This window comes from Bradyrhizobium sp. USDA 241 (assembly GCF_049739505.1).
GTDB classification, from domain to species: Bacteria; Pseudomonadota; Alphaproteobacteria; order Rhizobiales; family Xanthobacteraceae; genus Bradyrhizobium; species Bradyrhizobium liaoningense.
In genome coordinates, this window is record NZ_JBMGPZ010000005.1 from 67,407 (window position 1) to 79,795 (window position 12,389).

At 60.2% G+C, this 12,389-nt stretch carries 8 protein-coding genes and 5 pseudogenes; 4 read left to right on the plus strand and 9 right to left on the minus strand.

The features are described 5' to 3' along the window. Positions 1-458: 458 nt before the first annotated feature. The 4 genes from nifW (at position 459) to ABIF91_RS22085 (ending at position 4,514) form a co-directional block, all read left to right on the plus strand. Entirely contained in the window at positions 459-800 is a 342-nt protein-coding gene (gene nifW / locus ABIF91_RS22070) for a nitrogenase stabilizing/protective protein NifW (RefSeq protein ID WP_011084580.1), read from the plus strand. Between the two features lie 950 nt (positions 801-1,750). After that, a complete protein-coding gene (locus tag ABIF91_RS22075; RefSeq protein ID WP_424579390.1) occupies positions 1,751-2,860 on the plus strand; it encodes an electron transfer flavoprotein subunit alpha/FixB family protein in 1,110 nt (369 codons plus the stop codon). 11 nt (positions 2,861-2,871) lie between these two features. After that, positions 2,872-4,179, plus strand: a complete 1,308-nt coding sequence (locus ABIF91_RS22080; protein WP_011084583.1) for an FAD-dependent monooxygenase — start codon at positions 2,872-2,874, stop codon at positions 4,177-4,179. Between the two features lie 38 nt (positions 4,180-4,217). Then, positions 4,218-4,514 (plus strand): ferredoxin family protein, encoded by a 297-nt coding sequence (locus tag ABIF91_RS22085; RefSeq protein ID WP_011084584.1) that lies wholly within the window; start codon positions 4,218-4,220, stop codon positions 4,512-4,514. Between the two features lie 211 nt (positions 4,515-4,725). Here ABIF91_RS22085 and ABIF91_RS22090 read toward each other — a convergent pair whose 3' ends face one another. The 9 genes and pseudogenes from ABIF91_RS22090 to ABIF91_RS22130 form a co-directional block, all read right to left on the minus strand. After that, entirely contained in the window at positions 4,726-5,274 is a 549-nt protein-coding gene (locus tag ABIF91_RS22090) for a carboxymuconolactone decarboxylase family protein (protein ID WP_011084585.1), read from the minus strand. Between the two features lie 6 nt (positions 5,275-5,280). Continuing rightward, positions 5,281-5,833 (minus strand): annotated as a pseudogene (locus ABIF91_RS22095) (peroxiredoxin). Positions 5,834-6,260: 427 nt separating this feature from the next. Beyond that, a pseudogene (locus tag ABIF91_RS22100) lies at positions 6,261-6,710 on the minus strand (transposase); the annotation flags it as partial. A 69-nt stretch (positions 6,711-6,779) separates the two neighbouring features. Further along, positions 6,780-7,178, minus strand: a pseudogene (istB, locus tag ABIF91_RS22105) (IS21-like element IS1631 family helper ATPase IstB); the annotation flags it as partial. 23 nt (positions 7,179-7,201) lie between these two features. Continuing rightward, the gene (locus ABIF91_RS22110) at positions 7,202-8,470 is read right to left on the minus strand and encodes an IS256 family transposase (RefSeq protein WP_038952271.1); all 1,269 of its coding nucleotides are present in this window, start codon (positions 8,468-8,470) and stop codon (positions 7,202-7,204) included. Between the two features lie 95 nt (positions 8,471-8,565). After that, positions 8,566-8,955: pseudogene (istB, locus tag ABIF91_RS22115) on the minus strand (IS21-like element IS1631 family helper ATPase IstB); the annotation flags it as partial. A gap of 4 nt (positions 8,956-8,959) precedes the next feature. Beyond that, a complete protein-coding gene (gene istA, locus ABIF91_RS22120) occupies positions 8,960-10,717 on the minus strand; it encodes an IS21-like element IS1631 family transposase (RefSeq protein ID WP_100214066.1) in 1,758 nt (585 codons plus the stop codon). Positions 10,718-10,823: 106 nt separating this feature from the next. After that, positions 10,824-11,009 (minus strand): annotated as a pseudogene (locus ABIF91_RS22125) (IS3 family transposase); the annotation flags it as partial. 43 nt (positions 11,010-11,052) lie between these two features. Continuing rightward, the gene (locus ABIF91_RS22130) at positions 11,053-12,321 is read right to left on the minus strand and encodes an IS256 family transposase (RefSeq protein WP_038952271.1); all 1,269 of its coding nucleotides are present in this window, start codon (positions 12,319-12,321) and stop codon (positions 11,053-11,055) included. Between the last annotated feature and the right edge of the window lie 68 nt (positions 12,322-12,389).

The following is a 12,389-nucleotide window of genomic DNA, read 5'->3' on the forward strand; positions in this document are numbered from 1 at the left end:
ATAAAGAGAAGCGTGACTTCTTGCACTAGGTCGGCCGTTAGGATCACAAAGACTGCGGCGGTAACGGCGGGCGCGGTCAACAAAAACATCGCGTCCGCGCAATTATCGAAGCAGATCTTCCGCTTACCATGATGGAGTGCCGCACGGACCCGGGAAAGAGGCGCCGACGCGAGGGTCGACGCAAGGGTGTCGATGAAATATGTGGTCCCTTGCCACAATATCCATGCCGTCTTCGGGCTGTGTAGTCATCAGGAGCTAACGATGGAAAAGGTCAACCAAGTGTTAGGATATACCGGGCCCGCGAACTTCAGGTGTCAGTCATGAGAAGTCTTTCCGCGCCGTCACCGAGTTCTCATCAGATTGAGCGCAACCGCAAAACCCGCGGGCGCGTTGTCGTTACTGTTTCGGATCCGCTCAATGTGGGCGCTCACCAGAGCTAAACCGAAGGAGAATATTCGATGATCAGCTCATCCCCAGCAACCGGTATTCTAGATCGACTCGGCAAGGCCTCATCGGCAGAGGAGTTTTTTTCGCTGCTTGGCGTCGAGTACGACCCTAAGATCGTGAATGTCGCGCGCCTTCACATTTTGAAGCGCATGGGACAATACCTCGCACAGGAGAAATTTGCTGGTGCCGCAGAGCCGGAAATCAGAACTCGATGCAAGGCGATGCTGGAACGGGCATATGGAGATTTCGTGGCATCGTCACCGATCGACGAGCGAGTGTTCAAGGTTTTGAAGGATGCCGTCTCAGACTCCAAGAAGGCTGCGGCCTTCGTTCCTTTGAGCGAGTTGAAGTGACCTAGCGTTCCACTGTAAGCGAAGTCTGTCCGGCGGACGCCGAGGCGCTCCGTTAATGCGGCTTTCTATTTATCGCGGCAAGTCTCTTAGTCATGGCCCGGCCAACGGCTGTCGTATTCCCGACCCATGTCCGGATTATTCGTGACCAGGTATCAGCAGCTGTTTGATGTGTGGCGCAAGCCAATACGTCCCACTGACTTCAATCGTCTTTGCAACTGGTACGACACTTGCTGTTGTCCTGCTGATCTGATCATCGATGCCGACAGATGGTGGCGCCCGCGGTGAGTTTGAAGGAGGACCCATGATGCTGCTTACATTGCCTGCCGAGCCCCCTGCGGCATCATATCGAGGCCTACGATGCCGTCAGGTCTGTTCGCAACGGTCTTTGACGCGGTCGCAGTTTCGTAGTGACGGTGAGATGGTAGTCAATAATAGGTGTCCCCTTCGCGCGGCTCTTGCGGCGGCTATGCACAGTAGCGTCCGCATCAAATCGGCCCCCGATCCCGCTCAAATGTGTCTGCATCTCATCGCAGATAGAAACTGCGCTACGAAAAGTGGTGCCCTCCTCCCACACGGAGTGCCAGCGCTGGAGGCTCGGCACGGTCGCGTGACAGAAGCCTTGCCAGGACCTCCATCGATGGTACCGGCGAGGCGCCGCGAACGGACTAGTCAACTAAGGCATGGAAGTGGCCGGTCAGGATCACCTCGTCCTGGCCGGCCACGGTGGCGCTCGTCGAGCCCGGCACCCAAGGATTCAGTTTGCAAGATCCCTCCAAAGCCGGCCGAATGGGTGCGCCAATTGCGACGACGCGTATTGTGGTGCGACTGGTCCGAGCGCGCAGGCGGGCAGAGCAGCCAGCCACTTGCCGGCCAAAAGTGAACTTCGGTTAACGAAAGCGAAAAAGCAACCCGTGGCGCGGGCGCGCCTATCGTCGAGAGGAATTTAGACTATGAGCAAGGTCAGCAAAACGGCGATGCCAGCAGGGGCCGGCCGCGGAGCAGCCAAAAAAGAACTGCCGGAGCACTTCAAGTCGTACAAGCACGTCTGGGTCTTCGTCGAGCTGGAGCGGGGCCAAGTGCATCCCGTTTCCTGGGAGCTCATGGGTGCGGGGCGTGGTCTTGCCGACAGGCTAAACGTGAATCTTGCCGCTGTCGTTGTCGGTCCGGAGGGGCAGCACACACGCAACGCCGCACTTGAAGCCTTTTGCTACGGCGCCGATCTGGCCTATCTCGTGAGCGACAATGTGTTGTCGGATTACCGCAACGAATCTTATACGAAAGCGCTCACCGAACTCGTCAACACCTACAAGCCCGAGATATTGCTGTTGGGTGCCACGACGCTTGGTCGCGATCTCGCAGGTTCCGTGGCGACGAATCTATCGACGGGGCTTACTGCCGACTGCACCACGCTGGACGTGGACGCCGACGGTTCACTTGCGGCGACGCGGCCAACTTTTGGCGGCTCGTTGCTCTGCACAATCTATACCTTGAATTACCGCCCGCAGATGGCCACGGTCCGCCCGCGAGTGATGCCGATGCCTGCACGCGTTATGCGCGATGCCGCTCGTATCGTCGTTCATCCGCTCGGCCTTGTAGAAGACGATATAGTCACGAAAGTATTGTCCTTCCTACCCGACCGCGATGCAGAAACTTCCACTCTGGCCTATGCCGATGTTGTGGTTGCGGGCGGCCTTGGACTGGGATCGCCTGAGAACTTCCGGTTGGTACGCGAGCTCGCAGCTCTGCTTGGGGCTGAATATGGCTGCTCGCGTCCTCTCGTGCAAAAGGGCTGGGTTACGTCTGACCGGCAAGTCGGTCAGACAGGCAAAACCATCCGGCCGAAGCTCTATATTGCCGCGGGCATTTCCGGTGCGATCCAGCACCGGGTCGGCGTCGAGGGCGCGGATCTGATCGTCGCCGTTAACACGGACAAAAACGCTCCGATCTTCGACTTCGCCCATCTCGCGATCGTCAGTGATGCTATGCAATTGTTGCCAGCCCTGACGGCTGCATTTCGCGCGCGGCTTCTGCCAGATTCGCGCGCCAGGATCGCGGTCTAGAGGAGATATTGATGATTGAAGAGAGATTCGATGCGATCGTGGTCGGAGCCGGTATGGCCGGCAACGCGGCGGCATTGACGATGGCCAAACAGGGCATGAAGGTGCTGCAGCTCGAGCGGGGCGAATATCCCGGATCGAAAAATGTGCAGGGGGCCATCCTCTATGCCGACATGATGGAAAAGCTGATCCCCGAGTTTCGAGAGGAGGCGCCACTCGAACGCCACCTGATCGAACAGCGGTTCTGGATGATGGACGATCGCTCGCATGTCGGCATGCACTACCGTTCGGAGGACTTCAACGAGCAGAGGCCGAACCGCTATACGATTATACGCGCCCAGTTTGACAAATGGTTTTCTTCAAAGGTGCGGGAAGCTGGCGCGATCGTGCTTTGCGAGACCACCGTCACAGAGCTCGCGCAGGACGATCGTAACAGGGTCGTCGGTGTTCGTACAGATCGCCGTGACGGCGAGATACATGCTGACGTCGTCGTTCTGGCCGAAGGGGTCAATGGCTTGCTCGGCACGCGTGCGGGCCTGCGCGCCCGTCCGGCACCCGATAACGTTGCGCTCGCGGTGAAGGAAATGCACTTCTTGCCCCGTGAAACCATCGAAGCACGCTTCAATCTTAAGGGGGATGAAGGCGTCGTGATAGAGGCTGCCGGTACCATTTCCCGCGGCATGACCGGGATGGGTTTCATCTACGCCAACAAAGAGTGCATTTCGCTTGGCATCGGTTGTCTCGTCGCCGACTTCCAACGCACGGGCCAAACGCCGTATGGCCTGCTCGATGAATTCAAAAGGCATCCCTCTGTGGCGCCACTGATAGCAGGGTCCGAAGTAAAGGAATATTCGGCGCATCTCATTCCCGAAGGCGGTTACAAATCGATCCCACAGCTTTATGGGGAGGGCTGGGTCGTCGTGGGCGATGCCGCCCAACTCAACAATGCCGTTCATCGTGAGGGCTCCAATCTCGCGATGACATCGGGCCGTATCGCGGCCGAAGCGATAGGTCTGGTCAAATCGCGCGGCGAACCGATGAGTGCAACAAATCTCTCAATCTACAAAAAGATGTTGGACGATTCTTTCGTCATCAAAGATCTCAAGAAGTACAAGGATTTGCCACCCCTCATGCATACCCACTCCGAAAATTTCTTTCTCACTTATCCGCAGCTTATCTCCAAGGCGATGCAGAACTTTGTGCGCGTCGATGGTACGCCCAAGGTTGAGAAGGAGAAGGCGAGCCTCAAATCCTTTGTCAAGACGCGGTCATGGTCAGGTCTGGTCGGCGATGCTTACCGTTTTGCCAGGGCCTGGCGGTGATCGCGACAGTGTGAAGTCCAACAGTGGAAGGCAAAAGCATGAATGTCGAACCCTCCGTGCGCGTCGAAGACAAGCTGTACTACAACCGTTATCTTGTCGACGCCGGGCACCCTCACGTCAGGGTACGTGCGCACAAGACGCCATCGCCGCAGCTCCTCACACTTTTGAAGGCCTGCCCGGCGCGATGCTACGAGCTCAACGACAACGGCCAGGTCGAAGTTACAGTTGATGGCTGCATTGAATGCGGTACCTGCCGCGTGATCGCCGAGCCGACCGGCGACATCGAATGGAGCCACCCGCGCGGCGGATATGGTGTTCTGTTCAAGTTTGGGTGATGACAGAGCGAAGGGTGGTGCGGCGTTAGCCGACGCGATCTCACTGTATCTGTGGCGCGCTCACTGTCACCTGCATAGCGCCGGGTTGTTTGAGAAGACACCCGTCATCGCAACGCGACGCAAGACGTGACATGCAGATAAGCAGCAAAAGGCTCGTTGTGGCGCCACTGAGTAGCGCCACGATGCCGTCGATCTGATGGCAGAGAAAAGATCAGTCTCCTGCCTGAGGGGAGGCAGGCCCAGCGGCCTCGAGTGCGATCGCCACTGACTGTGTGATCGCAGCAAAGCGCACGGCGGTCTGGATCGTCTCCGAATTGACGCCCGCGGCTCTCAATGTCCTCTCATGGGCATCAATGCAGATACCGCAGCCGTTTATGGAGGAGACAGCAAGCGACCACAGCTCGAAATCGGACTTGTCCACGCCGGGATTGCCAATCACGTCCATGCGCAGCCGCGGCGGCATCGTCTTGTATTCTGGGTTGGAAGCGAGGTGAACGAAGCGGTAGTAGACATTGTTCATTACCACTACGGAGGCCGCAGCTTTCGCTGCGGCGATCGCCACAGATGTCATCACGCCCGAGGCTGCCGATTCCACCGCGGCAATCAGGGCTGAATTGCGGGTGGCAACTGCACTCGCTACCAGCACCCCGTATTTTCGCCGCGGCGAAAGCGTCTCATCGGCCATCAAGGAGGTCAAGTTAATCCTGACATCCTTCGCGAAATCGGGAATCTTGTCGTAGATTTGTTCGATCGGCGACATGCTGCGTCACGCAACCTTCAGTGTTTCCCCGCCGATTTCGCGGTTGCAGGGACAGAGCTCGTCGGTTTGCAGCGCGTCTAGAACGCGGAGTGTGTCCTTAGGACTGCGGCCCACACTCAGATTGGTCGCATAGACGTGCTGAATCGTGTTTTGGGGGTCAACAATGAAGGTATAACGATAGGCAACCCCTTCGGGTGAACGCACCCCGAGGCCATCGACGAGCGTTCCCTTTGTGTCGGCAAATTGCGGATTGGTAGATTGTGCAGGTCGACATGTGAGCGCCGCCAAGCAAGCTTGCAGAACTCGTTGTCAGTCGAGCCACCCAGTACAACCGCATCTCGGTCAGCGAATTCCTTGGAAAGCCGAGCAAATTCTGCGATCTCTGTCGGGCAGACGAAGGTAAAGTCCTTTGGGTAAAAGAAGATGATCTTCCATTTCTCCGGAAAGCTCATTTCGGTCAGCGTCTCAAACGCACTCTGCCTTCCTCTTCCTGCGCTTGAAAACCGGGCTTCACGCCTGTGATGTCGAATGGCGGCAACTGACTTCCAATTCCGAGCATGGTGTCCTCACAAACTTGCTTTTGTAGATCGTGACCTCACTGGTGGAGCAAACCATATGCCACGCATTCTTAGACCTAGAATTGGCGCAACAAGACCAGCCCAGCGGCTTGGATACAGGCGCCTTTGAGCACGAAAGTACACGGGCGCTGGCTAGGCGGTTGGCGGGAAGACGGCAGCCAGACCTAAACCGAAGCAATCTCGTCCCCGACCGGTAGGCACTGCACAGCCGGCCTGGCCGGGCTATGGCAGTTTGGCGCTCGCCGCTGGTAACTGCGACGTCAGAGCTGGCCCCGGTTGTTTGGACAGCGCCCCGCTGGATTTAAGTGGATTCCTGCCGGGTTATGCTGAACGCGGGGCTTTACGGTTTTGTCGTTGCGTCGGGAGGGCGTAGCCCGACCAGAGCGACGACAAAACCGTCGGCGACGGTCATGCGGCCATCACCATAGCTTGCGTGCCGAAGTAAGCCTCGTCGGGCGTGCGCCCGTCAAGGCTCGAGTGAGGGCGTCCCTGATTGTAGAAGGCCAGATACTTGGCAATTGACGCTCGCGCCTCGGACACGCTGTCGTAGGCGCGGAGATATACTTCTTCGTATTTGACCGTGCGCCAGAGCCGCTCGACAAACACGTTGTCGCGCCAGGCGCCCTTGCCGTCCATGCTGATGGCGATCTTCGCGTCCAGCAGCACATCGGTGAACTCGAGGCTGGTGAACTGGCTGCCCTGATCCGTGTTGAAAATCTCGGGCCTGCCGTGCTTCGCCAACGCCTCCTGGACCGCTTCGACGCAGAAGGCCGCCTCCATTGTGATCGAGACGCGATGGGCCAGGACCCGTCGGCTGAACACATCGACGACCGCCGCGAGATAGACGAAGCCCCCCGCGGGTCACTTCAAATTCCTCCGGGTGTGGTCAGTCAAATTCCTCCACCCGCGAGGCAGGACAAGGGACTGTTAGTTTGAGTTTGTTTCCCGGGCAAGAGCTTCAGCGGCTTCTTTGAGCCGATAGCTGCGTCCGTCGAACTCAAGCAGATGGCAATGATGCATAAGGCGATCGAGGATCGTCGTGCTCATAGTGTTGTCCCCAAGGTATGCCCCCCAATCCTGCACGACGCGATTGGAGGTGACGATGACGCTGCGGCGCAGTTTGTAACGCTGATGGATCAGGGTCTGCAGCAAAGTGCCGGCGTCGTCGGGGATGGCGCGTGCGAGGAATAGATCGTCCAGCACGAGGAGATCGCAGTCGATGATGGTTCGCAGCCGGACCTCGCGTTGTGCCGGAGAGTTCAGGGCGTAGCGGTGGAAGAAGTCGTCGGTCTCAAGATACTGGACCTTGTGGCTTTGAGCTATGGCTGATTTTGGGTGACGCGGCCTGATCAGGCGGCGTGGCTTTCAGTGTTCGGAATGACTTCGATTCCGTCGATGAACTTTACACCGGCGATGACTTTCGGCAACTGGTTCGTGCTCTTCAATCGCCGCCAGGTCTTCGATGCGGCGTCGATGAGCTTGAACACCATCAGCTTCGCAGTTTGTTGCGACAGCGATCCCTTGGTCCGCACCGTTCGGTGGCGCACCGTGGCGAAGACGCTCTCGATCGGGTTCGAGCTGCGTAGGTGGATCCAGTGCTCAGCAGGGAAGTCGAAGAAGGCGAGCAGCGCATGGCGATCCTTGATCAGGCACTCCACCGCACGTCCGTATTTGACGTGGTATTTCTCGACGAAGACGTCGATCGCGGTTTCAGCTTCGGCCCGGTGTGGGGCCAGATAGATGTTCCGCAGGTCGTTCTTCATGGGGCCCTGCACGGATTTGGCGACCTTGTCGAGTACGTTGCTCACTTTATGGCACCAGCATCGTTGGTGCCGCGTGCCGGGAAAGGCCTCGTCCAGTGCCTTCCAGAAGCCGAGGGCGCCGTCGCCGATGGCGAGTTGCGGGGCAATCCGTAACCCGCGTTGCCGCAGGTCGATCAGGAGTTCGCGCCAGCTCTGCGCGCTCTCGCGCACGCCGACCTGGAAGCCGATCAGCTCCTTCTTGCCTTCCGGCGTGGTGCCAATCAGCACCAGCATGCATTCGCTGTGATCTTCCATGCGGGCCTGCAGGTACACGCCATCGGCCCAGATGTAGACATAGCGACGCGCCGACAGATCGCGTCTCTGCCAGCGTTCGTACTCGACCTGCCAATCGGCCTTCAGGCCGGCGATCACCGAAGGCGACAGGTTCGGCGCATCCTTGCCGAGCAGCGCCGAGAGCGCCTCCTGGAAGTCGCCGGTCGAGATGCCGCGCAAATAGAGGACCGGGATCAAGGCATCCAGGCTCTTCGTCCGCCGCGCCCATAGCGGCAGGATTGCCGAACTGAAGCGGAGGCGGTCGCCTGGCCCGCTCGCTCCGCGGTCGCGGACCTTGGGACGAGCGACCTCCACCGGACCGATGCCGGTCGCAATCTCGCGCACCGGACCGTGCCCATGTCGGACCAGGCGCGCTCGACCGTCGGGCAGCGTCAGATTGGCCGTGCTGGCCAGAAACGCGCCAACCTCGATCTCGATCGCCCTGGCAAGCAGGTCCCGCGCGCCGGCTCGAACGATATCGGTCAGTGGATCATCAACCGCGGACGGCTGACGGAAAGCAAGAACATTGGTAGTCTCGGTCATGGCGTATCGCTCTCCTCGAGAGGTTCTGGCAGGCTCGTCACCCGCCTCGATACGCCGCCTTCCTCACACCGTCATCACCCAGATTCCGCCATAGCTCTGTGGCTTTGCAGGATCGCCTGATAGGCAATCGCCTTGGCGATGTGCGACTTCCCGGTGCCAGGTTTGCCAACAAGCAGAGCGTTCTCGCCAGCGGCAATGAACGCCAGGGTGTGGAGCTGGAAGCAGGTCTGACGTGGCAGTTTGGGATTGAAGGACCAGTCGAACTCGGCGAGCGTCAGCTTTTCGTCGAGCCCGGATTGCTGGTATCGCCGCTCGATAAGACGGGACTGACGACGGTCCAGTTCATCCTGCAGGATAAGGGAGAAGGTCTCGAGGAAGGGCTGGTTGGCGCCCTGCGCCTGGAGCACGCGCGTCTGCAGCGTGTCGCGGACACCCGACAGGCGCAGCTGTCGTAGGCAACGCTCAATTTCCGGCATGGTCATCATGTGGCTAGGTCTCCAGTTTAAGGTGAGAAGGTGCAGCGGGAGCGCTCGTGGCGCCGGAGTTGGCCGGGGTTGCGCAGGCGACACGAGCGCGGATTGCCGTGGCGTGATCGTCGTGAGCCTCGGCCTGCCGACCATTGTCGTCGGCGTCGCGCCGCACAGCGCGGCTGAAGAGGTCGCCGTATTCCGCGGGGGTACGGATCAGCGGATGATCCTGGGTGAGCGGCGATGCCGGCTGTGGCGTCACTCCAACCTGCTCGATCGCCTGTTCGAACAACCGCTCGACGGTCGCACGCACGTGCTTGTAGCGGTAGATGCGGTTGTCGATGGCGTGCGCGCAGGCCTGCTCGACCAGCCGCGCCGGATACTTCCGGCCCAGCCCGACAATGCCCCACATCGCGCGCTGTCCGGGGCGCCCTTCGGTGTCGAACACCTGCTGGCACAAGGCCCTGGTCTGCGGTCCGATGCGCTCGGCGCTCGCCAGCAGCACGGCGGTTTGCCGCGACGGGTTGAACGGCCGTTCGCTGGTCGGCAGGACGACAGAACCGGGGTGCGCCATCCGGGAATGAACACGCAGCAGCGCACGGGTGTGGCGATCACGGATCTCGATCGTGGTGGTGTAGATGCGCACGACGACCTGGCTGCCGATCGGCGCGGGCCGCGCGGCGTAATAGCTGTTGTCGACGCGTACGGTGGTGTCGTCGCAGACAGTCCGGACGACTTCGGTGAAGATGCGGAAGGGAGCGACAGGCAGCGGCCGCAGGTGCGGCTTCTCTTCCTGGAACATCGCCTCGACCTGACGGCGCGTGCTGCCGTGGATGCGTTTGGAAGCCCAGTTCTCCTCCCAGTGCCTCAAGAACTCGTTTTGCGCCTCCAGCGTCTCGAAGCGCCGTCCGGCCAGCGCAGTGCCCTGGGTATGTTGAATCGCATTCTCGACGCATCCTTTCCGATTTGGATCGGCCACGCGCGCGGGATCGGCGACCACGGCGTAATGAGCCAGCATCGCGCTGTAAATCGGGTTGAGCTGGGGCTCGTACAAATCCGGCTTGAGGACGCCTTCCTTCAGGTTGTCGAGCACGACATAGCTGGGGACCCCGCCAAAATACCGGAACGCCTCTTCGTGGAGCTGCGCCCAGACTTGTTGGCTGGACTTCCAGACTACCCGCCGGAAGCTGCGCCGCGAGTAGCGTAGCGTCATCACGAACAGGCGGGGACGACGGTACCGCCCGCTCTTCGGATCAACCGTCGGCGCGCCCTCGCCATAGTCGACCTGAGCTTCCTCGCCGGGGAGGAACTCAAGACGATCAAACTGCTCAGGATCAGCGTGCCGCAACCGGCGCACAAACCGCTTGACACTCTGGTAGCTGGACGGAAAGCCAAATTGATCAACCAGGTCCTGGTAAATCGCCTGCGCGTTCCGCTTCAGCCGGACCTGTTCTTCGATCCACGTCCGATGCGCTTCGCAAGCCGAACGGGCCAGGCTGCTGGTGACCGTCGCTTCCGATGTCCCAAAAGCCGGTGGTCGGGGTGGAGGAATTTGGCCGTCCGCGCTCACCGAGCCGGTGGTCACTTCCCCGGGGGAATTTGCCTCCGCACCGGCCCGCAGCGCCTGATAACGCCGGATCGTCTTGCGATCGACACCCGTCAGCCGGTGAATCTCGCGCTGGCTGGTGTTGCGATCAAGTAATGTAAGTACGGTGCTTTGCAGATGTCGCTTCAAGACGTTCAACTCCCCGGCCCCTTGCTGGCTAAAGGGGTCGAACATAAACGTCCTGCCTGACCGGCTACTGCTGTTCAGCGGCGCTGACGGCGATCATCAGGTGGGGGAGTTTCAAGTGACCATACCCGGGGGATTTTGACCGACCCACGGGGAAGCCACGCCGCATCGGAATGTAGGTGATGTCCATTGCCCACGCATGGTCGGGCCGCTCGATCTTCAATCCGCGCAACAGGTACGGGTAGATCTTGTGACCCGGAGCCGGCTTGCTCGTGTTCGGGCGACGATAGACCGCCTCGATCCCCATGCGCTTCATCAGCGTCGCGATGTGGCGGCGACCGGCGTATACGGAGCTATGGCTGATTTTGGGTGACGCGGCCTGATCAGGCGGCGTGGCTTTCAGTGTTCGGAATGACTTCGATTCCGTCGATGAACTTTACACCGGCGATGACTTTCGGCAACTGGTTCGTGCTCTTCAATCGCCGCCAGGTCTTCGATGCGGCGTCGATGAGCTTGAACACCATCAGCTTCGCAGTTTGTTGCGACAGCGATCCCTTGGTCCGCACCGTTCGGTGGCGCACCGTGGCGAAGACGCTCTCGATCGGGTTCGAGCTGCGTAGGTGGATCCAGTGCTCAGCAGGGAAGTCGAAGAAGGCGAGCAGCGCATGGCGATCCTTGATCAGGCACTCCACCGCACGTCCGTATTTGACGTGGTATTTCTCGACGAAGACGTCGATCGCGGTTTCAGCTTCGGCCCGGTGTGGGGCCAGATAGATGTTCCGCAGGTCGTTCTTCATGGGGCCCTGCACGGATTTGGCGACCTTGTCGAGTACGTTGCTCACTTTATGGCACCAGCATCGTTGGTGCCGCGTGCCGGGAAAGGCCTCGTCCAGTGCCTTCCAGAAGCCGAGGGCGCCGTCGCCGATGGCGAGTTGCGGGGCAATCCGTAACCCGCGTTGCCGCAGGTCGATCAGGAGTTCGCGCCAGCTCTGCGCGCTCTCGCGCACGCCGACCTGGAAGCCGATCAGCTCCTTCTTGCCTTCCGGCGTGGTGCCAATCAGCACCAGCATGCATTCGCTGTGATCTTCCATGCGGGCCTGCAGGTACACGCCATCGGCCCAGATGTAGACATAGCGACGCGCCGACAGATCGCGTCTCTGCCAGCGTTCGTACTCGACCTGCCAATCGGCCTTCAGGCCGGCGATCACCGAAGGCGACAGGTTCGGCGCATCCTTGCCGAGCAGCGCCGAGAGCGCCTCCTGGAAGTCGCCGGTCGAGATGCCGCGCAAATAGAGGACCGGGATCAAGGCATCCAGGCTCTTCGTCCGCCGCGCCCATAGCGGCAGGATTGCCGAACTGAAGCGGAGGCGGTCGCCTGGCCCGCTCGCTCCGCGGTCGCGGACCTTGGGACGAGCGACCTCCACCGGACCGATGCCGGTCGCAATCTCGCGCACCGGACCGTGCCCATGTCGGACCAGGCGCGCTCGACCGTCGGGCAGCGTCAGATTGGCCGTGCTGGCCAGAAACGCGCCAACCTCGATCTCGATCGCCCTGGCAAGCAGGTCCCGCGCGCCGGCACGAACGATATCGGTCAGTGGATCATCAACCGCGGACGGCTGACGGAAAGCAAGAACATTGGTAGTCTCGGTCATGGCGTATCGCTCTCCTCGAGAGGTTCTGGCAGGCTCGTCACCCGCCTCGATACGCCGCCTTCCTCACA